The sequence below is a fragment of the uncultured Photobacterium sp. genome (assembly GCF_947039875.1).
Taxonomy (GTDB): Bacteria; Pseudomonadota; Gammaproteobacteria; order Enterobacterales; family Vibrionaceae; genus Photobacterium.
This window is the reverse complement of record NZ_CAMRAN010000014.1, coordinates 1-21,463: the sequence shown is the minus strand read 5'-3', so window position 1 is coordinate 21,463 and position 21,463 is coordinate 1. Positions and strand designations below refer to the sequence as shown.

Sequence of the window (21,463 nt, the reverse complement as noted above, 5' to 3'; positions counted from 1 at the left end):
GCCAGTGAAAAAATCACCAAAAGTATAGCTTGAACAAAAAACCAACACCTGATTTTAATTCGTAGATAAAAACTACGCTATATCACACTGTAAACAAAATGAAGACTATAGATATAAGGCTTATTCTAGATTTTCAAGGCCCCACTTATACAATGCATTTTTCTTCCCACCATGAATTTCAGCCGCTAGAGCAGCTGCTTTTTTAAGAGGCAACTCTTTTGCAAGCAAGGTCAGTGTACGTAAAACCTCAACTGATAATTCGTCTTTCTGAGCACGATGCCCTGCAACTAAGACCACCATCTCACCACGAACACGATTACTGTCTTCCGCTATCCAATCAATCAGCTCGCCAAGTGGCGCACCATGAATAGTTTCATAAGTTTTTGTTAACTCACGCGCTAATACTACTTGGCGATCAGGGCCAAGCACGGCTAACATATCATTAAGGGAATCATTAATACGATGTGGCGATTCATAAAAGATCAATGTTCGCGCATCATCAGCTAATGCTTGAAAACAATCGCGGCGACCTTTACTTTTCGGAGGAAGAAAACCTTCAAAACTAAAACGGTCAGAAGGTAAACCAGAAGCACTCAATGCTGTAATTACAGCACATGGACCAGGTAATGGCACAACTTTAACACTCGCATGACGACAGCGGTTAACAAGATGATACCCTGGATCACTGATCAGCGGCGTACCAGCATCGGACACAAGTGCAATGCTAGTACCAGCCTGAAGTTTCTCAATCAAAAAGTCAGCTTTTTGCTGTTCATTATGATCGTGAAGCGCAAAGGTGCGGGTCGAGATAGAGAAATGGGACAACAATCGCGATGTATGACGTGTATCTTCAGCAGCAATTAAATCTACGCTTGCTAATACATCTAATGCGCGCTGTGTTATATCAGCAAGATTACCGATAGGTGTTGGTACGATGTACAAAGTTGCGACATCTACCATGCCTGAATTGCTATCACTCATTTGTCTAAGATCTCATCTGCAATTAATATCAAAAGTAATTTGTCACAGTTGAATAAATTCAATGCCCAATTTTACCCATAAGCGTAAAAGTGTATCACGACTGATGGCGCCTGTAGCCCTTGCTGTTGCTTTAGCAGGGTGTAGCACGCCAAACCTGTACGATAATCAGGTGCCATTAACGGATATCACTGCGGTAGCCGCTCAAAGCTCAACCGCCTATTTAAGTAAAGCTAATACCAGTGATGGCGCAGAGCGTACTAACTGGGAGATCATGGCTGTTAAAGCAATGATTCTCGAAAATAAATGGCAACAAGCCGATCAATGGATAGCTAAATTATCACAGCAATCTATGAGCCCAACTCAAATTGCCGAATGGCAACTTGCACGTGCAATGGTGCGTGAGCATCAAGGGCAACAAGAAGAGGCTCTGAACAGTTTAAACTTTCAGCCCTCGTGGGCACTAGCCAAAAGCCAGTATCAACGTTATTACATGCTACGCGCCAATCTATTGGAACAATTGAATCATCCGTTCCAAGCTGCACGTGAACGTACAAAACTTGATTTCTATTTAGATCACACCCAAAAAGCAGCTAACTGGCAGCAAGTGTGGCATGACCTATCAGGTTATACTAACGCGCAATTAGGCAGTGTTGAGTTAACGGATAACGATAGTGTTCTCAAAGGTTGGGTTGAACTCGCAATGTTGAAAAATAGTGCGACCTTACCACCGATGCAACTTAAAAAAGCCATTGAACAATGGTTATATCGTCACCCTAGCCATCCAGCAAATCAATATTTACCGGCCGATTTAAAAGCGTTAATCGAAATGAAAGCCGTTAAACTAGATAATCTTGCTTTGTTAGTGCCACTTTCAGGCCGTTTTGCTGCACAAGGTAAAGCGGTTCGCGATGGTTTTATCAATGCGATGATGGATGACAAAACCCGTGATACTAATAATGAGCTCAATATTTATGATACTGAAGCTCAATCAATCCCTACTATCATGGCACAACTAAAACAAAACGGTACTCAGTTTGTTGTAGGACCATTACGTAAAAATGTTATCACTGAATTTCAGAAAAAAAACAACAAACATATCAACACCTTAGCGCTGAATATGCCACCACACATCAGTAATAATAAGCCTAACGCTTGTTATTTTGCACTATCACCAGAACAAGAAGCCCAACAAGCCGCTGAACGTATTTATGATCAAGGTCATCGTAAGCCTGTCGTATTAGCACCAGCAAATAGTTATGGCAAACGCGTCGCACAGGCATTTAGCCAGCAATGGTCACAACTAAATGGTCAATCTGCAGTAACGGTCAGTTTTGGCAATAAGGCGAAAATACCAAAACAAATAAAAAGTGCGTTTGGTCATGGTGCAGGCAGTCATGCTGATGCGATTTACATGATTGCAAGCCGCAATGAGTTGATGATGCTTAAACCCTTCATTGAAGCGGCTATGCCACCCACGGGTGAGCCAGCGCAGATCTATGTCAGCTCTCGCAGTAACCCTGATAGCCATAACACCAACCGCGAATTACGCGGTATCGAAGTCAGCGACATTCCATTACTGATCAACCCACATTCAGCCTATATGGAACGCTTTAATCAACTATGGCCAAATCAAGGTAACACTAGCATCCGTTTACATGCCTTTGGTATGGATGCTTATGCGCTCGCTAAGCAATTACCAGTAATGCGCGCTAATCATCACCACGCAGTTCAAGGTGAAACAGGACAACTAACGGTGAATAACCAATGTGTTGTGCAGCGACAAATAGATTGGGGTAAATTCAGTAGTGAAGGTATTACTCCACTATCAACAACTCAAATGCCGGCAGCGACTATCTCTGATACACCTGATAACATTGATCTGATCAATGGTGATACGCCTGCCCAGTAAGCGTCAGATTGGCCAAGCCTATGAACTGATGGCGGAACAATATTTGTGCCGCCATCATCTGACCCCTATTGCTCGAAATTTTAGCTGTCGTGGCGGTGAAATTGATTTAATCATGCAACAAGGTAAGTGTTTAGTATTTATTGAAGTAAAATACCGAACGCAATCTCATTATGGTTCTGCAGTTGAAGCCGTTAATTGGCACAAACAACAAAAGCTCAAGCGAGCGGCTTTTTTTTGGATGCACAAAAATGGCTTCTCCATTGAGCATTGTCAATTTCGCTTTGATGTCATTGCCATCCAAGGTCACCACCACCATATTGAGTGGTTTACTAATATATTAGTTGAAGGTTAGTCATGCTAGATAGCATTCGAGAAAGTTTTACCGAAAGTATTCAAACCCAAATTGCAGCAGCGGAAGCCTTACCTGATGCGATTTCAAAAGCCACTCAAATGATGGTTCAAAGTTTATTAAATGGCAATAAGATTTTAAGTTGTGGCAATGGTGGCTCTGCGGCCAATGCTCAACAACTTGCTTCATGTTTAATCAATGGTTTTGAAATTGAACGTCCAAGCCTGCCTGCCCTTGCATTAACCGCAGATACTACCGTTTTAACGGCCATTGCTAACGATTATCACCACGATGAAGTTTTTTCAAAACAAGTTCGTGCGTTAGGCCAAGCGGGAGATATTTTATTAGTGCTATCAACCAGTGGTAACAGTAAAAATATCATCAAAGCCATGGAAGCGGCACTCGCACGAGATATGAACATCATCGCCTTAACAGGTAAAGATGGCGGTGAAATGGCGGGATTATTAGGCGTGCAAGATGTTGAAATTCGTATTCCATCCCAACGCACGGTGCGGATTCAAGAAGGTCACTTATTAACGATTCATTGTTTATGCGATTTGATTGATCAAGTTTTATTTCCACATAACGAAGGCTAATCAATGAAGTGGTTATTAACGCTGCTCGTTATATCAAGTCTATCGCTATCAGGATGCTCGGTTTTTTCAACCAATGATCCACGAAATAACACCCAGCATTGGCAAGATCAAAAAATAGACATGGACATTGCAGGCATTGCCCATACTCGTGAATATACCAAACAATTAAGTATAGATAGCATAACATTAAATGGCACGGTATTGGTGGTTGGTCAAGCGACATCACTGCCACTTAAACAATCATTTATTAATCAAGTACGCCATATCGCTGATGTTGATCGTGTTTATGATCAAATCCAAGTACGTCCCTTGTTAACAATGGCAAGCATCAGTGAAGATGCTTGGCTAACCACTAAAGTAAAGTCGCAACTGATTGCCAGTAAGCAACTAACCGATGTGGTTATCAAGGTGATCACGGAAAATAAACGGGTATTTTTATTAGGTTATGTCGCTCCAGAACAAGCAACAATAGCAGCCAATGTTGCGCGTAATGTCTCCGGTGTTGAGCATGTTATTACCCTCTTTGAAAAGCCGTTAGCGCACTAATCCCTTGTTGATTATCAAGCGAAAAAAAACGCAGCCACTGGCTGCGTTTTTTGTTATAGCTGATTGCCAATATTATTTGACAACACGTAAGCTTGGACGACCACGTGGACGTGGTGGCTCATCATCAGGTTCATCACCTTCAGCCGCTTCAGTAACGACTGCAAATGGTGACACTGAAGGAGTAACATCATCACTGCTCTCGTCTTCTAACGCTTGCTCATCATGATAGATAGCAGTATCAGTATCATATGCTGCTTCTGGCTCGAACATGGTTCCTGCACCGTTTTCGCGCGCATAAATAGCCAACACAGCATACATAGGTACGATAACTGAGTGTGGACGACCACTGAAACGCGCACTAAAGCTTACCGCTTCATTGCTCAGTTCTAAGTTACCCACCGCCATTGGAGCAATGTTAAGGATGATTTGACCATCACTCACAAACTCCATTGGCACCTTAACCCCAGGTAAAGTCGCATCAACGACTAAATGTGGCGTTAAGTCATTATCAACCAACCAATCATAAAACGCGCGCAACAAATAAGGGCGGCGCGGCGTCATATTTTCGATATCCATAATTACTGGCCAGCTAAACGCATTTCACGCTCAGCTTCAGTTAAAGAAGCAAGGAATGAATCACGTTCAAATACGCGCGTCATGTATGCTTTCACTTCTTTAGCACCAGTACCACTTAGCTCAATACCCATTTCAGGTAAACGCCATAGTAGTGGAGCAAGGTAGCAATCAACTAAGCTAAATTCATCACTCATAAAGAATGGGTATTCAGCAAATACAGGTGCTAACGCTAATAACTCTTCACGTAATTGCTTACGTGCTTTATCGGCTTCATCAGCAGTACCTGAGTTAATCTTATTCGCTAGTGAGTACCAGTTACGTTCAACACGGTACATCATTAAACGACTATTACCACGGGCAACAGGATAAACAGGCATTAGAGGTGGGTGAGGGAAACGCTCATCCAAGTACTCCATGATAATGTTAGCTTGGTATAGCGCTAATTCGCGATCAACCAATGTTGGAACTGAACTGTATGGGTTCAGTTCTAACAGATCTTCCGGCAGGCTCATTGGATCAACCAGCTCAATTTCAACACTAACGCCTTTTTCAGCTAGTACGATACGCACCTGATGGCTGTAGATGTCTGAAGCATCAGAATACAGAGTCATCACAGAGCGTTTATTGGCAGCAACAGCCATCAACCCCTCCAGTATATTTAATACACAAAAAGCAATGGAGGCTTGAGCCCCCATTGCGAGATTCTTAACCCACTAGATTACCTTATCAGTGGACATCACGCCAATATTCTTTCTTCAACAACACAGTTAATACTAAGAATATAACAATAAATCCCATCACCCACAGTCCTAATCGCTGTCGTTCCAACTTCATTGGCTCAGCAGAATAATCTAAAAAATTCACCAAATCACGTACCGCAGTATCGTATTGTTGTGAATTTAAGCGGCCACTGCCATCGGTTTCAATGCCCATCAAAACTTGAGTTGGACTGCCATCGATCATTTGAGTTTCATAAATCTTACGCGGTACCCCTTGTAATTCTTCTAATACATGGGGCATTCCAACACTAGGAAAAAGGCTATTATTCACTCCAAACGGACGCTCAGGATCAGCATAAAATGAATGTAAATAAGTATATAACCAATCAGTTCCTCGCACCCTTGCCACCATAGTCAAATCAGGTGTAGGTGCACCAAAAGAAGCTGCAGCGTATTGTTTTGACATTGCATTTGTCATTAAATCGCCAATTTTTGCATTCGGGTTAAACATTAAATTTTGCTGCATAAGATCCAAAGGGATCCCTAAATCTGTAGCAACCCTTTCATAACGTTGGTATTGAGTCGAATGACAACCTGCACAATAATTGATAAACAATTGCGCACCACGTTGTAAAGACGCTTGATCGGTTAAATCATTATTTGCAGCTTGTAAATTGGCGCTTCCACCACCAGCAATAGCACTGGTCGGCAGCCACAGCAGTAATGCTACAATCCATTGTTTCATTTGAAGTTCACCCTCTTCGGTAGCGGTTGAGTCGCTTCATTTTTACTGTAGAAAAACAACACAATAAAAAACATAAAATAGGTAAAACTAAACATCTGCGCTAATACTGTAAATAATGGAGTAACAGGCAACGCCCCTAAAATACCCAATGCAATAAAACTCACCGTAAACTGAGCCAAATTAATCAAATGCCATTTACTGCGATAACGGAACGAGCGCACTCGACAACGATCAAACCATGGTAACAAGAACAGAAAGATGATCGCAGCCCCCATCGCTGCAACCCCAAGTAGCTTATCAGGCACAGCGCGTAAAATGGCATAAAACGGAGTGAAGTACCAAACAGGGGCAATATGCTCAGGCGTTTTCATCGGGTTAGCCGCTTCAAAATTTGGCGCTTCTAAAAAATAGCCGCCCATTTCAGGTGCAAAAAAGATCACATAACTAAAGAACAGTGCAAATACAGCGACGCCAATCAAATCTTTTACCGTCCCATACGGATGGAAGGGGATCGAATCAATAATGTCGTATTTTTTAGTATAGTCTTCATGAAACGTAAACTGAGTCTGATAATCATCGCCTTGGCTACCTTTCGGTAACTTAGTATCAATGCCATCTGGATTATTTGAGCCTACCTCATGCAACGCCAACACATGTAATACCACCAGCAATAACAACACTAACGGTAACGCAATTACATGCAATGCAAAGAAACGGTTAAGGGTTGCGCCAGAAATAACATAATCACCACGAATCCATAAAGTGAGATCATCGCCGATCACTGGGATCGCACCAAACAAGGAAATGATAACCTGTGCGCCCCAATAAGACATCTGCCCCCACGGTAGCAAATACCCCATAAAAGCTTCAGCCATTAGCACTAAAAAGATCAACATTCCAAACAACCATAATAGCTCGCGTGGTTTTTGATAAGAGCCATAAATTAGGCCACGGAACATATGTAAATAGATCACCACAAAAAATGCAGATGCACCGGTCGAATGCATATAGCGTAATAACCACCCATACTCAACGTCACGCATGATGTACTCAATGGAGGCAAATGCACCATCGGCTGACGGTACGTAATTCATGGTTAGCCAAATTCCCGTAATAATCTGATTCACCAGTACTAGCATCGCTAAAGAACCAAACACATACCAAAAATTAAAGCTCTTTGGCATTGGATATTGAGACAAATGCTTACGGTATGCATTGGTTACAGGTAATCGTTTATCGATCCAATCAACTAAGCCCGCCATTATGCAGTCTCCTTATCAAGCCCAATCAAAATGGTGTCATCGTTCAAAAATTGATGTGGTGGCACCACCAAATTAAGTGGAGCTGGAACGCCTGCAAATACTCGCCCTGCCATATCAAAGGTTGAACCATGACATGGACAAAAAAAGCCAGCGGCAATACCACTGACTTGATCACTAAAGCTATTGGGCAAATACGTTGGCGAACACCCAAGATGAGTACAGATACCGACAGCTAAAAAGATTTCAGGCTTTAATGAACGGTAAACGTTTTGGGCATAATTCGGTTGCTGGGGTTCATCTGAATCAGGATCTCGAAGCTGGTTATCATGGGTGGTTAGCTGTTGTAAGACAGCCTTACTGCGGCGCACAATCCACACTGGCTTTCCTCGCCATTCAACACGAATCATTTGTCCATCAGCTAATTTACTAATGTTGACTTTAACTGGAGCACCAGCCGCTTTCGCTTTTTCACTGGGGTTCCATGATTTAATAAATGGGATTGCAATTGCAACCGCACCAATACCGCCAACAACTGATGTTGTCGCCGTTAAAAAACGACGCCTTCCATTATTTATTCGCACATTGCTCATCCATTTTCTCCAATAGCTCCTGCTTGGATTGTTTATTTTTTATATCCCTAACCTTTAACTTGAGGCCTAACCAAAAAAGAACACAGCAACAATTTTGCTACAGTTTTAAATTATCGCCAACATCTAAAGAATAAGTAAAGGTCAACATATTCACAAGTTCAAGCCCTTGTTTAGCAACAAATGTTGGATATGAGGTCTTTTTCGTTATTATGCATTGGCGCTTATAGTAAAACAGCAGGTGCGAGGTGCGAGGTGCGAGGTGCGAGGTGCGAAAAAATATATCATCGATAGTGATGAGTAATACTTTCTAAAAAATAACTAAAAAAAAAGCCCAACCCGAAGGCTGAGCTTTTCTGTACACAGTAAACCAGATATAAAATCTGGAAGCGTAATATTAACGCTTAGAGAACTGTGGACGACGACGTGCTTTACGTAGACCAACTTTCTTACGCTCAACGCAACGAGCGTCGCGAGTAACGTAGCCAGCTGCACGTAGAGCAGGACGTAGAGTTTCATCGTATTCCATAAGAGCACGAGTGATACCGTGACGGATAGCACCAGATTGACCAGTGATACCACCACCTTTAACAGTGATGTATAGGTCAAAATTCTCAGTCATACCTACAAGCTCAAGAGGCTGAAGAACAACCATGCGCGCTGTTGGGCGGCTGAAGTATTCTTCGATGCTACGCTTGTTGATTACGATGTTGCCAGTACCCGGTTTGATGAAAACGCGAGCTGCTGAGCTTTTACGGCGACCAGTGCCGTAGTATTGATTCTCTGCCATTGTCATAATTCCCAATTAGATGTCTAGTACTTTAGGCTGTTGTGCAGCATGGTTGTGCTCAGTACCCGCGTAAACTTTAAGCTTACGGAACATAGCACGGCCTAGAGGACCTTTTGGAAGCATGCCTTTAACAGCAGTTTCAATAACCATTTCTGGTTTCTTAGCAATTAGCTTATCAAAGCTGATTGACTTAAGGCCGCCGATGAAGCCAGTGTGGTGGTGGTACATTTTATCTGTACGCTTTGCACCAGTTACTGCTACTTTCTCAGCATTGATAACTACAATGTAGTCACCAGTGTCAACGTGTGGAGTGTACTCCGGCTTGTGCTTGCCACGTAGACGAGAAGCGATTTCAGTTGATAGACGACCTAGAGTTTTACCTTCAGCGTCAACAACATACCAGTCACGTTTTACAGTTTCTGGTTTAGCAACGAAAGTTTTCATGCTAATTAATACCCATTATTTAAATAGTTTCACTTACTAGAACCATCAAATGATGATTCCTCTGTTAAGAGCCCAGTCATCACCCCTTCGAGTGGGTGGCACTCCTGGCTTTCGCCATACAGGTACGGTGGGTCGCAAGATTATAGAGAAGGGTGCGGAAAAAATCACCTTTTTTCCCAAAAAAATTGTTTTTTTTTCATATCGACGCTCATTAATTGCTAATTAGGCCAATAAATCACAATTTAAAGTGTGTTAATTACCCTTTAGATATAACGAATCTTAAAAAACGAGTTTCCCCTTATTCATCGACCAAATGAGGCCGTGCTAAATATTCTTCACTTTGCATTTCAATTAACCGCGAACAACAACGCTTAAATTCAAACTGTAATCGCCCGTTAGTATAAAGTTCAGTTAATGGCACTTCCGCTGAGATAATTAAGGTGACATGGCGTTCATAAAACTCATCAACCATCGCAATAAAACGCCGAGCTGCATCTTGATGATCAGTCATTACGCGAACATCAGCCACTAATACCGTATGGTACAACTGGGCAATTTCAATATAATCATTTTGACTACGTGCAGTTTGACATAATTGATGAAAACTAAATTGCACGATGCCATTCGCCTCACGTTGAGCCGTGATTGAACGCTGATTAATAATAATTGTTTTCTCACTATAACGAGGCTCAAAACTTAGCTGTTCAAAATAATCTGCTAAATTTTGATTTGCTTGCGGCCCTAATGGTGAATAATATATTGCAGCTTGCGCCAATGACCGTAAGCGATAATCAATCCCCGCATCAACATTAACCACCTCACAATGTTGCTCAATAAGTGCAATCGCAGGTAAAAATCGCGCACGTTGCAAACCATTTCGATATAACTCATGGGGAGCGATGTTCGATGTTGCGACTAAAGTAATGCCGCGTTTAAACAAGGCATCAAGTAACGTTGCCAGAATCATTGCATCGGTAATATCACTGACAAAAAATTCATCAAAACAAATAACATCGGTTTGTTGTTTAAAATTATCAGCCACATGCTCTAATGGATTCTCAATACCAGCAAGTTGTTGCAGCTGTTGATGAACCCGATACATAAAACGGTGAAAATGAATTCGCATTTTTCGTTGGGTTGGCAAACACTCAAAAAAGGTATCGACTAAATAGGTTTTTCCACGTCCGACCCCCCCCCAAAAATACACCCCTCTAACTGGCACAATATCTGCTTTAGTCTTTACTGTTAACAATACTGACGGTAGCAATAATGCTTTGGTTGCAGAAGATAATCGTTGCCATCGTGTCGTAATGGGTAATGGTGCAACAGGTTCCAACAACCGATGATATAAATCATCCAGATGCATAACGGCATTAGCTTGGGCTGGATCTGCAAAAAAATCAATATGTTGCAGATCGGCATGGTATTGCTTGAGTGGTGTTAGCGTCGTCATATGATGAGATCCTTTTCATCGATTACTGAAATAATCAGCGTATACGTCGTCACAATATATGATTGAATAAGTACCATGCACAACTAGCTCAAGGTATAGTAATAATGTTATTACATACTAATAAACAGCATCTTGACTAAAAAACACGTATTAACACTACAATCACAAGGAGTTATCATGGCTATGAGTTGGATTATTGCAACAGCTATTTTTATTGCTGGAATCTTTGCTGGTTACATCATCAATCGTTTAATCAATAAAAACCAAAATCAGCACTCGTCACTTAAAAAAGATCTTGATAAATCAAAATATGAACTAGAGCAATATCGACAAGAACTTGTTGATCATTTTGCCCGCAGTGCTGAATTATTGGACAATGTTTCTAAAGATTACAGTAAACTTTATGAGCATATGGCAAAGACCTCAATGGAACTTATGCCTAATTTACCCACCCAAGACAATCCATTTGCACAACGAATAGCTACCTTAGAGCCCGTAGAAGGCAATGAGCCAATTGAAGATGAAGTAATGGATCATCAACCACGAGATTACGCTAATGGTGCAACAGGGCTATTTAGTGGTAAACCCACCGCCATTGAAGAGAATGAAACTCCACAGGCAGAACCACACGCAAAAGCCAGTTAATATTAATCCACATCGCAACGGCTTAACAAGAAAAGTATAATCACGGGAACTTAATTCCAGTTAACAAGTCATACTTTAACTTGTTAACTCGGAGTTAAATTATGCGTAAAAAAAACCTTTTCGTTATTAGTGTATTAGCGTTAACAGTTAGTACGCTAATGACCCCTCTAGCCGCTAACGCCGCACTTCCTATCGCGGTAAGTAATCAATCGGTACCTAGTCTTGCACCTATGCTTGAACAAGTTACACCTGCCGTTGTCAGTATTGCTATTGAAGGTAAACAAGTTTCAAAGCAACATATACCAGATGCTTATCGTTTTTTCTTCGGCCCTGATTTCCCTACAGAGCAAGTTCAAGAGCGCCCTTTTCGTGGATTAGGATCTGGCGTCATTATTGATGCGAACAAAGGCTATATAGTTACAAATCAGCATGTAATCAATAATGCGGATAAAATCATGGTTCAACTTTATGATGGTCATGAAGTTACTGCCAAACTGATTGGTAGTGATAAATCATCTGATATTGCTTTACTGCAAATCGACACGCCCAAAAAATTAACCGCAATTAAATTGGCTAATTCCGACAAATTACGTGTGGGTGATTTTGCGATTGCGATTGGTAATCCTTTTGGTCTTGGACAAACAGTGACCTCAGGGATTGTTTCAGCTTTAGGTCGTAGTGGCTTAAACCTTGAAAATATAGAAAACTTCATTCAAACCGATGCCGCAATTAACAGTGGTAACTCTGGTGGCGCACTGATTAATCTCAATGGTGAATTGATTGGTATTAATACCGCTATCCTTGCGCCGAATAAAGGTAACGTCGGCATTGGTTTTGCCATTCCATCAAATATGGTTAATAACCTCACGGCGCAAATCATTAAATTTGGTCAAGTTCACCGTGGTACCTTGGGTGTACAAGGACGTGAACTAACCGCAGAACTAGCCCAAACATTTGGCTATGACACCAATCAAGGTGCATTTGTAAACCAAGTAATGCCTAACTCAGCCGCGCAAAAAGCAGGCTTAAAAGCAGGTGATATTATTACCGCAGTAAATGGCGACCCTATCCGTTCATTCAGTGAGTTACGAGCAGAAGTAGCGACCTTGGGCGCAGGGAAAACCTTAACCCTACAAGCGATGCGTAACGGTAAATTACAACAATTTACAGTCACGTTAAGTGCCAGTGCTGATAATCTTGTTAATGCTGATGATCTTCACTCAAGCTTAAGTGGTGCGCAATTTAATAACACCACAGTTAATGGTAAAGCGCACGGCGTTGAAGTTATACAGTTAACAAAAGGCTCACTAGCCGCGCGTTCGGGGTTACAAAAAGGTGATATTATTATTGGGCTTAACCGCCTTGCTATTAATAATCTGGGTCAATTACGTAAAGCATTGGCACACCCACCAAAAGTGATCGCACTTGAAATTCAACGCGGCGACAATGTGCTGTATCTTATTATTCGTTAATTTTAGCGCATCTATACGCATTACGGTCTGATTGTGGGACAAATTTAACAACGGCATCAATGCCAATAGTTGGTCTCACCTAAGAGGGGTGCTATTCTGTTAGCACCTTTTTCTTTCTCATTTAATTAAGGACTGTTAATGCTAGCATTTCTTGGTCGTTCTATTTTTCTCGGCCTTATCACTGCTATTATTGTTCTGATTGCAGTCCCAGATTTACGTCCGACGACGCCAGTGTCCTTATCATTACCTGATAATAACTCAACTCCACTTTCTTTTAACTATGCAGTGCGTCGAGCTTCTCCTGCCGTGGTTAATATTTATAATCGTCGCTATGACAACAGTAATAGCCAAGAACGAGAGTTACGCACCCAAGGTCTAGGCTCGGGTGTCATAATGAGTGACAAAGGCTATATCGTTACTAACTACCATGTTGTAGCACATGCTGATCAAATCATTGTTGCACTACAAGACGGTCGAGTACTGAATGCACAATTAATTGGCTTAGACCAACTAACTGATCTGGCTGTATTAAAAATCAATGCCGATAACCTACCCGTTATTCCCGTTAATTCACACTATAAAGCCGCTGTGGGTGATGTGGTACTGGCAATTGGTAATCCCTATAATCTTGGTCAAACAACCACCTTTGGTATTATCTCCGCCACTGGCCGTTCTGGCATGAGTTTTTATGGACCACAAGACTTTTTACAAACAGATGCTGCGATAAATAAAGGTAATTCAGGCGGAGCACTGGTGAACACTGACGGCGAGTTAGTGGGCATTAACACCGCTTCTTTTCAGCAAGCTACCGACATTGAAACCTATGGTATTTCATTTGCGATCCCCTACCAGTTAACGATTAAGATCATGCAAAAACTGATTGCTGATGGTCGCGTTATTCGAGGCTGGATTGGCATTCAAGGACGTGAAATCAACCCATTAATGGCACGGCTTTATGATGTAGCGAAAGTAAATGGCATTATTGTTGATGGCATGGATCCAACAGGCCCGGCCTCAAAAGCAGGGTTTAAGAAAAATGATATTGTGATTGAGATAGCAGGAAAAGAAGTCACTAATGTGCAGAGTGTGCGTGATATAGTGACCGATATTCGTCCAGGCACCCATATTGAGGTGAAGATTCTACGTAATGGTAAACCAATGATGATTCCCGTTACAGTTGCCAATCGGCCTCAGATAGCGAATCCACCTCAATAATAACAAATAGCAGTGACAAAAAAGCCTCGCACAGTGCGAGGCTTTGTTATTGTTTTGATTTCATCCTGAAACGAGTCTTACTTATTCAGATATACGTTCGATATTCATTCCTAGCGCACTGAATTTTTGTTCGATACACTCGTAGCCACGGTCAATATGGTAAATACGATCAACAATAGTTTCGCCTTTAGCAATACTGCCCGCAATCACAAGACTGGCAGATGCACGTAAATCTGTCGCCATCACTTGCGTACCACTCAATCCATCAGTATCACCACAAATTACCGTGTTACCTTCAATTTCAGCGTGAGCACCCATACGAATCAATTCAGGAATATGCATAAAACGGTTTTCAAAAATTGTTTCAGTAATAATACCAGTACCTTTCGCCATCAGATTTAATAGCGAAAATTGCGCTTGCATGTCGGTTGGGAAACCTGGGTGCGGGGCTGTGCGAATATTAACAGCTTTAAGCTCACGATCAGTCATATCAAGGCTGATCCAATCATCGCCAGTTTCAACTAATGCTCCAGCTTCTTCTAGTTTCGCTAATACGGCTTCAAGAAGCTCAGGCTTAGTATTGTGACAAACAATCTTGCCACCAGAAACAGCAGCAGCAACTAAGAAAGTACCAGTTTCGATACGATCAGCAACTACTTCATGGTAACCACCAGCAAGACGATCGACACCTTCGATAGTAATAGTTGCCGTACCTGCACCAGTAATTTTTGCACCAATGGCATTAAGGAAGGCTGCCGTATCTTCAATCTCAGGTTCACGAGCAGCGTTTTCAATTACTGTTGTGCCTTCAGCTAAGGTTGCCGCCGACATAATAGTAACTGTTGCCCCAACACTGACCTTATCCATCACGATATGTGCGCCTTTAAGACGACCATCGACAGCGGCTTTTACATAGCCTTCATCAAGTGTAATTGTTGCACCAAGCTGCTCAAGACCAACAATATGTAAATCGACGGGACGAGCACCAATAGCACAACCACCAGGTAATGACACTTGACCTTGGCCAAAACGAGCCACTAGTGGACCTAATGCCCAAATAGAAGCGCGCATTGTTTTCACAAGATCATAAGGCGCACAAAACTCATTAACGTCACTTGCATCAATATTAACAGATGAACCATTACGCGAGACTTTCACGCCTAAACGTGACAATAATTCCATCGTAGTATCAATATCACGTAACTGAGGAACATTGGCAATTTCTACCGGACCGTCAGCAAGTAACGCTGCAAATAAAATAGGTAAGGCTGCATTCTTTGCGCCAGAAATAGCGACTTCACCACTTAATGGGCCACAGCCCTGAATACGAAACTTTTGCATAATTTAGCTCTCTATAACGACATTAATTTTTTATCACGCGCCCACTCTTCAGGCGTATATGTTTTAATACTTAACGCGTGAATGTCGTTTGCTGCAATACGATCCATTAATGGACCATAAATTGTTTGTTGTTTCTTTACACGGCTCATGCCGTCAAATAGTGTACCCACTGCGATCACTTGGTAGTGGCTACCCTCACCTTTGACGATGATTTCATCAACGTCTAAAGCCGTTTCTAGAATTTGTTTAATCTCAGAGATTTCCACAAGCTATCCTCTCTACAGCTTACTCCATGCAAGCTGTTAACATTGGTTCGATATGGCTTAAGCGAAACAGCGTTTTAAGCTGTTGAGGTACATTGTGCAACATAACGTGGCTCCCAGCTTGCTTAAGGTGCTGGCACAAATGCAGTAACATCACCATGCCAGCGGAGTCTACTCGAGATAAATCAACAAGATCGAGCACGAGCTGCTTATTATGTGGCATCCATTCGCTTCTTTGATGCCAAAAAACTGGCACTGTGTCACGATCTAACGACCCTGACAAGCGGTATTGCCCCTCAGCAACAACCTGCCAACAAATCTTATCAGCAGTCATGGCTATTTATTCTCAATTTGGATCGGTTTTGCCGCCAAATCACGCAAACTTTGTGTCACAGCATCAATACCTTTGGTACGTAGCTGGCCACTCCATTCACTTTGCTTAGTAGAGAGCATACTGACACCTTCAGCAACCATGTCAAATCCTTGCCATTCTTTGGTTTTTTTATTCAATCGTAATTTAAAATCAAGACGAATAGGTGGACGTTGTGGGCCAACAATATCAACACGAACTGAAATTATACTACGATCCGCTGGGATTGGTTTTGATGATTCAAGTTCGATTTTTTGATCGGTATATTGAGTCAAAACCTGAGCATATGACGCAACTAAATAATCAGTAAAAGCAGCAGTAAATGCATCACGTTGCTCAGCCGTTGTATTACGTAAATTAGAGCCTAAAACTTTGTAAGCAGCATAACGGGTATTAATATACGGCAATAATTCTTGCTTCACGATCACCCGTAATTGTTCTGGATTCGCTTGAATCTTCGCTTGTTCTGCTTTTAAAGTACCAAATAAATGTGCCGATACTTGATCCATCATTTTATAGGGATCGCTCTGATCAACCGTTGCTGCTTGGGCTAACATTGGCACAGCCAATAAACATAACATTAAGCCACGTATAAATTTCATGGTGGTTCTCCTTATTACTTCTTATCACCGCCAAGGCTATACAGCACTTGACCAATCATATCTTCTAATACTAACGCAGATTTAGTGTCTTCAATTAAGTCACCGTTATGTAGCATTTCAGTATCAGTATCAACAAATCCTGGATTAATACCTAAGTATTGTTCACCTAATAGACCTGATGTCAGAATAGATGCAGAACTGGTTTCAGGGAAATAACCAAACTTTTTATTAACGTCTAAAGTAACAATTGGTACATACGTCTGTTCATCAAGACTAATCGAGGTTACTTCACCAACAGTAACACCACCCACCTTAACCGGAGAGCGTACTTTTAAGCCGCCAATATTGTCAAAATGGGCTTTCAACGTATAGGTTTCAGCACTACCAAAACTTTGTATATTAGCCACTTTAAACGCCAACACTAATAAAGCACTAATGCCGGCTAGCATAAACACACCAACCCACAATTCTAATCGTTTATTTTGTTGCATTGTTTTTATCCATGTAATTTATGCCGTCGTATGCGTGCGGCTAAGTGAATGTTTAGCTACCAAACATTAATGCTGTTAACACAAAATCAAGTCCGAGTACCGCCAGTGATGAATTCACTACAGTGCGAGTTGTTGCGCAGCTGATCCCTTCAGACGTTGGTACGGCATCATAACCATTAAAGATTGCAATCCATGTAATCACAATAGCAAATACGATTGATTTGATAATGCTATTACCAATATCCGTACTGAAATCAACCGATGATTGCATCACTGACCAGAAACTACCGTAGTCAATGCCTTTCCAATCAACACCAACAAGTTGTGCGCCCCATAAACCAATAAGTGAGAACATCAATGCTAACAATGGCATGGAAATTACTCCCGCCCAAAAGCGCGGTGCAATCACCCGCCGTAGTGGATCGACGGCCATCATTTCCATACTTGATAGCTGCTCGGTGGTTTTCATTAGCCCAATTTCAGCCGTTAACGCAGAACCTGCACGACCAGCAAATAACAACGCAGTTACCACTGGCCCTAATTCACGTAATAATGATAATGCCACCATTTGTCCAAGACTAGTTTCAGCACCATAACCTGCGAGGACCAAATAACCTTGCAGGCTTAATACCATGCCGATAAATAATCCAGACACGAGAATAATCGCCATAGACAACACGCCAACGGAATATAGCTGCCGAATTAATAGTGGCCACATTTTTATTGGCTGAGGCTTACACACGAGTGCCCCATATAACATCAAGCTTGCACGGCCGCATGCCTGGCACTTTTCAATCGTCGCTCGTCCCAATCGGGAAATAGCATTAATTATCATTTTTTGCTCATATTATCGGTTGTCATTTATTGATGTTAGCAACAGCCTTGATGTGGCTTACTCACCAAATAAATCATCACTTAATGATTGTGCAGGAAATTGAAACGGTACCGGACCATCCGCATCACCATCTAAAAATTGGCGCACTTGGGGGTTAGTATCTGCTCGTAATTGATCCGGTGTACCACAACCTATGATCTTAGCGCCAGAAAGAATATAGACATGATCTGCAATACTCATTACCTCTGGCACATCATGCGAAACAATCACAGACGTAATATTTAAGGCTTGGTTAAGATCGCGGATTAACTTAACTAACACACCCATGGTAATTGGATCTTGGCCAACAAACGGCTCATCGTACATCATCAAATCAGGATCAAGTGCAATTGCACGTGCCAATGCTGCTCGACGGGACATACCACCAGATAACTCGTTCGGCATTAATTGTGCCGCTCCTCGTAAACCTACCGCTTCTAATTTCAACAGCACTAAGGTTCGCAATAAATCTTCAGGTAACTGAGTGTGTTCACGCAATGGAAAAGCGACATTATCAAACACCGTCATATCAGTAAATAATGCCCCTGATTGAAACAGCATGCTCATTCGCTTACGCGCTTGATAAAGTTCACTGCGACGTAATGTGGGTATATTCCATTGATCAAACCAAACCTCACCATTATCTGGCGCAATCTGGCCACCAATTAAACGTAATAAAGTCGTTTTGCCGATCCCAGACGGCCCCATAATAGCAGTAATTTTTCCACGAGGAATATCAAGGCTAATATTATCAAAAATACGCCGTTCGCCACGGGAAAAGCTCAGATTTTTAATCGAAACCAGTACATCATCATTGAGCATTATGTTTACATTACCTCTCGCTAACTAATTTGCGTAAGCGATGAATATTGATGTTATTTGACATAATAACGTTTCATGCCACTTTAATAATAAACAACTTAAAAACAATCAGTAGACATTATAAAAATAGAGCATCGATCATAGGAGGAATTAAACGCTAACTCAACCTAAGCGCTGTATTATCACGCGTTAATGATGAATTTTTAGCAAAAATAATATATTTACGATAAAACCGAACACTCACAGCACAAATTCATATTAAAGCAAATCAAACTCATTATAATTCACCTAAAATAAAACATCGTTTTAATGCTGTAAATAGATAAGCGCTATTTTCTAACCTTAATCGGTTCTGATTCAGCAACAGTTAATCAAGCCATCCCCCCAAAACCACCTCAAGATAATAATTAGTATTGGCTTATGCTTCCCTTTTGCATGAGTTAACGTCAAAATTGGCAACTCAAATTGTAAATATTTCATCAATTAACTAAAAATCGCTTTTTTTAGCGGGTCGTACTAAAAAGGAATTAAAATGCTAGAAGCCATTGTGTTGCTCTGTATCGGATTAGCTTTACTCGTTTGGAGTGCAGATAGACTGGTCTATGGTGCGGCAGCATTAGCGAAAAATTTTGGTGTTGCGCCACTGGTTATTGGTATGACCATTCTGGCTATGGGATCTTCTGCACCAGAAATGATGGTTTCAGCCACCGCTGCACTGGCTGATAAAACAGATACCGCGGTAGGTAACGTACTGGGTTCAAACATTGCCAATATCGCATTAATTCTCGGTATTACCGCCATCATCAAACCCCTCAGTATTAGTTCGACCATTATTCGCCGTGAATTACCCATTATGCTTGGTGTCACTGTTATTGCGGGCGCAATTTTATGGGATAATTATTTAAGCCGTCACGAAGGGATTATTCTGGCGGTACTGTTTGCTATTTTCTTAGTGGCGATGCTAAAAATTAGCCGCGATAGTAAAAGTGATCCATTAGTAGAAGAGCAGCAAGCAGAAATTCCAACAGGAGTCAGTAATACCAAAGCAATTATCTGGGTGTTTATTGGTTTAGGGCTACTTCTATATTCTTCCGATATGGTGGTAGAGTCAGCAGTTACTATCGCTAAATACTATGGAATGAGTGACTTAGTGATTGGTTTGACTATTATTGCGGTTGGTACCAGTTTACCTGAGCTTGCCGCCTCAGTCGCGAGCGTATTCAAAGGCGAAGATGATATGGCGGTGGGTAATATTATTGGCTCAAATATCTTTAATATTTTAGCAGTAATGGGCATTCCAGGATTGATAAATCCATCAGCATTAAGCCCACTAGCTATGAGTCGTGATTTTTATGTTATGTTGGCTATTTCAATCCTATTACTACTAATGGCTCTTGGTAAGCGCCGCCTGATTAATCGTATTGAAGGTGGAATATTAGTGATTTGCTTTATTGCTTATCAAGCATTTTTATTTCTTAATATCGCCTCATAACAGGAGCTTTCTCTGATGTCTGGTCAATTTGATTTTTGCAGCCATGGTAAAAAAGTACTCGATACTGAATTACAAGCACTTGAAAAAATTCGGGATTATATTGATAACAGTTTTACTCTTGCGTGTGAGTTGATTCTACATTGCCAAGGTAAAGTGATCGTCATGGGAATGGGGAAATCAGGCCACATTGGCCGAAAAATAGCTGCAACATTGGCCAGCACAGGAACGCCAGCATTCTTTGTTCATCCGGGTGAAGCTAGCCATGGCGATTTAGGAATGATTAAAAAAAATGATGTCGTGATTGCGATTTCAAACTCAGGTGAGGCCGCTGAAATTATTGCATTATTACCGGTTATTAAACGTCTTGGCATTGCTATGATCAGTATGACAGGCAAACCTGAATCTAGCATGGCTAAAATGGCACAGGTGAACCTTCGAGTAACGGTTGATAAAGAAGCCTGCCCATTAAATCTCGCACCAACCTCAAGTACAACCGCTACCCTAGTAATGGGAGATGCCATCGCTATTGCAGTAATGGAAGCTCGTGGTTTTACTGCTGACGATTTTGCCCTGTCTCATCCAGGAGGCGCATTAGGGCGTAAATTATTACTGCGTATTGCAGATGTGATGCATAGTGGTGAGTTACTACCTATGATTGAAGAACATGCAAGTATTAAAGATGCGCTATTAGAAATATCACATAAAGGCTTAGGAATGACGGCAATTGTTGACCACAACCAACAATTACGTGGTATTTTTACTGATGGTGATTTACGCCGTTTACTGGATAATCATATTGATATTCACAACACCAGTATTGGCGATGTGATGTCAAATAACCCACGAACAATTTCACCACAACTTTTAGCCGCAGAAGGGCTAAAATTAATGGAAGATAACAAAATTAATGGCTTATTGG

Annotated in this window: 25 protein-coding genes; 9 read left to right on the top strand and 16 right to left on the bottom strand. The window is 41.5% G+C overall.

Annotated features, from left to right (window positions below; translation table 11 throughout):
* Positions 1-120: 120 nt before the first annotated feature.
* Positions 121-981: a 16S rRNA (cytidine(1402)-2'-O)-methyltransferase gene (rsmI, locus tag Q0V26_RS07030; RefSeq protein ID WP_297479859.1), complete on the bottom strand. Its 861-nt coding sequence runs from the start codon at positions 979-981 to the stop codon at positions 121-123.
* Between the two features lie 103 nt (positions 982-1,084).
* On the opposite strand from rsmI, the gene Q0V26_RS07025 reads away from it, so the two are divergent.
* Genes Q0V26_RS07025 through Q0V26_RS07010 form a run of 4 tightly spaced genes read left to right on the top strand, consistent with a single transcriptional unit; the run spans position 1,085 to position 4,381 of the window.
* A complete protein-coding gene (locus tag Q0V26_RS07025; protein WP_297479856.1) occupies positions 1,085-2,890 on the top strand; it encodes a penicillin-binding protein activator in 1,806 nt (601 codons plus the stop codon).
* Positions 2,871-3,242 carry a YraN family protein gene (locus Q0V26_RS07020; protein ID WP_297479977.1) on the top strand — a complete coding sequence of 124 codons (372 nt, stop codon included), beginning with the start codon at positions 2,871-2,873 and terminating at the stop codon, positions 3,240-3,242. Before Q0V26_RS07025 ends, Q0V26_RS07020 begins: the two co-directional genes overlap by 20 nt.
* 2 nt (positions 3,243-3,244) lie before the next feature.
* Complete coding sequence (locus Q0V26_RS07015; protein WP_297479853.1) at positions 3,245-3,835, top strand: phosphoheptose isomerase; 591 nt, start codon at positions 3,245-3,247, stop codon at positions 3,833-3,835.
* Positions 3,836-3,838: 3 nt separating this feature from the next.
* On the top strand, positions 3,839-4,381 hold the full coding sequence (locus Q0V26_RS07010) for a BON domain-containing protein (protein ID WP_297479851.1): 543 nt from the start codon (positions 3,839-3,841) through the stop codon (positions 4,379-4,381).
* Positions 4,382-4,453: 72 nt separating this feature from the next.
* On the opposite strand, the gene sspB is transcribed toward Q0V26_RS07010, so the two are convergent.
* The 8 genes from sspB to zapE all read right to left on the bottom strand — a co-directional run bounded on the left by sspB (position 4,454) and on the right by zapE (position 10,957).
* On the bottom strand, positions 4,454-4,957 hold the full coding sequence (sspB, locus tag Q0V26_RS07005) for a ClpXP protease specificity-enhancing factor (protein ID WP_297479849.1): 504 nt from the start codon (positions 4,955-4,957) through the stop codon (positions 4,454-4,456).
* Positions 4,958-4,959: 2 nt separating this feature from the next.
* On the bottom strand, positions 4,960-5,598 hold the full coding sequence (gene sspA, locus Q0V26_RS07000; RefSeq protein ID WP_080158328.1) for a stringent starvation protein SspA: 639 nt from the start codon (positions 5,596-5,598) through the stop codon (positions 4,960-4,962).
* 85 nt (positions 5,599-5,683) lie between these two features.
* Positions 5,684-6,421 carry a cytochrome c1 gene (locus Q0V26_RS06995; RefSeq protein WP_297479845.1) on the bottom strand — a complete coding sequence of 246 codons (738 nt, stop codon included), beginning with the start codon at positions 6,419-6,421 and terminating at the stop codon, positions 5,684-5,686.
* On the bottom strand, positions 6,418-7,683 hold the full coding sequence (locus Q0V26_RS06990) for a cytochrome bc complex cytochrome b subunit (RefSeq protein WP_297479843.1): 1,266 nt from the start codon (positions 7,681-7,683) through the stop codon (positions 6,418-6,420). Before Q0V26_RS06990 ends, Q0V26_RS06995 begins: the two co-directional genes overlap by 4 nt.
* Positions 7,683-8,273 carry a ubiquinol-cytochrome c reductase iron-sulfur subunit gene (gene petA, locus Q0V26_RS06985; RefSeq protein ID WP_297479841.1) on the bottom strand — a complete coding sequence of 197 codons (591 nt, stop codon included), beginning with the start codon at positions 8,271-8,273 and terminating at the stop codon, positions 7,683-7,685. The genes Q0V26_RS06990 and petA overlap by 1 nt, the downstream gene beginning before the upstream one ends.
* A gap of 394 nt (positions 8,274-8,667) precedes the next feature.
* Positions 8,668-9,060 carry a 30S ribosomal protein S9 gene (gene rpsI / locus Q0V26_RS06980; RefSeq protein ID WP_036793177.1) on the bottom strand — a complete coding sequence of 131 codons (393 nt, stop codon included), beginning with the start codon at positions 9,058-9,060 and terminating at the stop codon, positions 8,668-8,670.
* A 15-nt stretch (positions 9,061-9,075) separates the two neighbouring features.
* Complete coding sequence (gene rplM, locus Q0V26_RS06975; protein ID WP_060998308.1) at positions 9,076-9,504, bottom strand: 50S ribosomal protein L13; 429 nt, start codon at positions 9,502-9,504, stop codon at positions 9,076-9,078.
* 298 nt (positions 9,505-9,802) lie between these two features.
* Positions 9,803-10,957 carry a cell division protein ZapE gene (gene zapE, locus Q0V26_RS06970; RefSeq protein ID WP_297479820.1) on the bottom strand — a complete coding sequence of 385 codons (1,155 nt, stop codon included), beginning with the start codon at positions 10,955-10,957 and terminating at the stop codon, positions 9,803-9,805.
* A gap of 183 nt (positions 10,958-11,140) precedes the next feature.
* Between zapE and zapG the strand changes: the two genes are divergently transcribed.
* The 3 genes from zapG to degS all read left to right on the top strand — a co-directional run bounded on the left by zapG (position 11,141) and on the right by degS (position 14,289).
* Positions 11,141-11,602, top strand: a complete 462-nt coding sequence (gene zapG / locus Q0V26_RS06965; RefSeq protein WP_297479818.1) for a Z-ring associated protein ZapG — start codon at positions 11,141-11,143, stop codon at positions 11,600-11,602.
* 101 nt (positions 11,603-11,703) lie between these two features.
* Positions 11,704-13,074 (top strand): Do family serine endopeptidase, encoded by a 1,371-nt coding sequence (locus Q0V26_RS06960; protein ID WP_297479815.1) that lies wholly within the window; start codon positions 11,704-11,706, stop codon positions 13,072-13,074.
* A gap of 138 nt (positions 13,075-13,212) precedes the next feature.
* Positions 13,213-14,289: an outer membrane-stress sensor serine endopeptidase DegS gene (gene degS / locus Q0V26_RS06955; RefSeq protein WP_297479812.1), complete on the top strand. Its 1,077-nt coding sequence runs from the start codon at positions 13,213-13,215 to the stop codon at positions 14,287-14,289.
* Between the two features lie 81 nt (positions 14,290-14,370).
* Here degS and murA read toward each other — a convergent pair whose 3' ends face one another.
* The 7 genes from murA to mlaF are packed head-to-tail and all read right to left on the bottom strand — an operon-like array spanning position 14,371 to position 19,052.
* A complete protein-coding gene (gene murA / locus Q0V26_RS06950; protein ID WP_297479810.1) occupies positions 14,371-15,630 on the bottom strand; it encodes a UDP-N-acetylglucosamine 1-carboxyvinyltransferase in 1,260 nt (419 codons plus the stop codon).
* Between the two features lie 11 nt (positions 15,631-15,641).
* The gene (gene ibaG / locus Q0V26_RS06945) at positions 15,642-15,896 is read right to left on the bottom strand and encodes a BolA family iron metabolism protein IbaG (RefSeq protein WP_101768517.1); all 255 of its coding nucleotides are present in this window, start codon (positions 15,894-15,896) and stop codon (positions 15,642-15,644) included.
* Between the two features lie 19 nt (positions 15,897-15,915).
* Positions 15,916-16,227, bottom strand: coding sequence for an STAS domain-containing protein (locus tag Q0V26_RS06940; protein ID WP_297479805.1), 312 nt, complete (start codon positions 16,225-16,227; stop codon positions 15,916-15,918).
* Positions 16,228-16,229: 2 nt separating this feature from the next.
* On the bottom strand, positions 16,230-16,865 hold the full coding sequence (gene mlaC / locus Q0V26_RS06935) for a phospholipid-binding protein MlaC (protein ID WP_297479803.1): 636 nt from the start codon (positions 16,863-16,865) through the stop codon (positions 16,230-16,232).
* Between the two features lie 14 nt (positions 16,866-16,879).
* Complete coding sequence (mlaD, locus tag Q0V26_RS06930; protein ID WP_297479800.1) at positions 16,880-17,356, bottom strand: outer membrane lipid asymmetry maintenance protein MlaD; 477 nt, start codon at positions 17,354-17,356, stop codon at positions 16,880-16,882.
* Between the two features lie 52 nt (positions 17,357-17,408).
* Entirely contained in the window at positions 17,409-18,191 is a 783-nt protein-coding gene (gene mlaE, locus Q0V26_RS06925) for a lipid asymmetry maintenance ABC transporter permease subunit MlaE (RefSeq protein ID WP_297479797.1), read from the bottom strand.
* A gap of 57 nt (positions 18,192-18,248) precedes the next feature.
* Positions 18,249-19,052, bottom strand: coding sequence for a phospholipid ABC transporter ATP-binding protein MlaF (gene mlaF / locus Q0V26_RS06920; protein ID WP_297479795.1), 804 nt, complete (start codon positions 19,050-19,052; stop codon positions 18,249-18,251).
* Between the two features lie 532 nt (positions 19,053-19,584).
* Between mlaF and Q0V26_RS06915 the strand changes: the two genes are divergently transcribed.
* Positions 19,585-20,544 (top strand): calcium/sodium antiporter, encoded by a 960-nt coding sequence (locus Q0V26_RS06915; protein WP_297479793.1) that lies wholly within the window; start codon positions 19,585-19,587, stop codon positions 20,542-20,544.
* 15 nt (positions 20,545-20,559) lie between these two features.
* A partial coding sequence (locus Q0V26_RS06910; protein WP_297479791.1) for a KpsF/GutQ family sugar-phosphate isomerase occupies positions 20,560-21,463 on the top strand: 904 nt, incomplete at its 3' end.

What these genes read in the sequence shown, in the direction of transcription:
- mlaE (WP_297479797.1), bottom strand. Translation starts at nt 18,191, where the DNA reads ATGATAATTAATGCTATTTCCCGATTGGGACGAGCGACGATTGAAAAG.
- Q0V26_RS06915 (WP_297479793.1), top strand. Translation starts at nt 19,585, where the DNA reads ATGCTAGAAGCCATTGTGTTGCTCTGTATCGGATTAGCTTTACTCGTT.
- mlaC (WP_297479803.1), bottom strand. Translation starts at nt 16,865, where the DNA reads ATGAAATTTATACGTGGCTTAATGTTATGTTTATTGGCTGTGCCAATG.
- zapE (WP_297479820.1), bottom strand. Translation starts at nt 10,957, where the DNA reads ATGACGACGCTAACACCACTCAAGCAATACCATGCCGATCTGCAACAT.
- mlaF (WP_297479795.1), bottom strand. Translation starts at nt 19,052, where the DNA reads ATGCTCAATGATGATGTACTGGTTTCGATTAAAAATCTGAGCTTTTCC.
- murA (WP_297479810.1), bottom strand. Translation starts at nt 15,630, where the DNA reads ATGCAAAAGTTTCGTATTCAGGGCTGTGGCCCATTAAGTGGTGAAGTC.
- Q0V26_RS07025 (WP_297479856.1), top strand. Translation starts at nt 1,085, where the DNA reads ATGGCGCCTGTAGCCCTTGCTGTTGCTTTAGCAGGGTGTAGCACGCCA.
- Q0V26_RS06960 (WP_297479815.1), top strand. Translation starts at nt 11,704, where the DNA reads ATGCGTAAAAAAAACCTTTTCGTTATTAGTGTATTAGCGTTAACAGTT.
- petA (WP_297479841.1), bottom strand. Translation starts at nt 8,273, where the DNA reads ATGAGCAATGTGCGAATAAATAATGGAAGGCGTCGTTTTTTAACGGCG.
- rpsI (WP_036793177.1), bottom strand. Translation starts at nt 9,060, where the DNA reads ATGGCAGAGAATCAATACTACGGCACTGGTCGCCGTAAAAGCTCAGCA.
- rsmI (WP_297479859.1), bottom strand. Translation starts at nt 981, where the DNA reads ATGAGTGATAGCAATTCAGGCATGGTAGATGTCGCAACTTTGTACATC.
- Q0V26_RS07015 (WP_297479853.1), top strand. Translation starts at nt 3,245, where the DNA reads ATGCTAGATAGCATTCGAGAAAGTTTTACCGAAAGTATTCAAACCCAA.
- Q0V26_RS07010 (WP_297479851.1), top strand. Translation starts at nt 3,839, where the DNA reads ATGAAGTGGTTATTAACGCTGCTCGTTATATCAAGTCTATCGCTATCA.
- Q0V26_RS06990 (WP_297479843.1), bottom strand. Translation starts at nt 7,683, where the DNA reads ATGGCGGGCTTAGTTGATTGGATCGATAAACGATTACCTGTAACCAAT.
- sspB (WP_297479849.1), bottom strand. Translation starts at nt 4,957, where the DNA reads ATGGATATCGAAAATATGACGCCGCGCCGCCCTTATTTGTTGCGCGCG.
- zapG (WP_297479818.1), top strand. Translation starts at nt 11,141, where the DNA reads ATGAGTTGGATTATTGCAACAGCTATTTTTATTGCTGGAATCTTTGCT.
- degS (WP_297479812.1), top strand. Translation starts at nt 13,213, where the DNA reads ATGCTAGCATTTCTTGGTCGTTCTATTTTTCTCGGCCTTATCACTGCT.
- sspA (WP_080158328.1), bottom strand. Translation starts at nt 5,598, where the DNA reads ATGGCTGTTGCTGCCAATAAACGCTCTGTGATGACTCTGTATTCTGAT.
- Q0V26_RS06995 (WP_297479845.1), bottom strand. Translation starts at nt 6,421, where the DNA reads ATGAAACAATGGATTGTAGCATTACTGCTGTGGCTGCCGACCAGTGCT.
- mlaD (WP_297479800.1), bottom strand. Translation starts at nt 17,356, where the DNA reads ATGCAACAAAATAAACGATTAGAATTGTGGGTTGGTGTGTTTATGCTA.
- rplM (WP_060998308.1), bottom strand. Translation starts at nt 9,504, where the DNA reads ATGAAAACTTTCGTTGCTAAACCAGAAACTGTAAAACGTGACTGGTAT.
- Q0V26_RS06940 (WP_297479805.1), bottom strand. Translation starts at nt 16,227, where the DNA reads ATGACTGCTGATAAGATTTGTTGGCAGGTTGTTGCTGAGGGGCAATAC.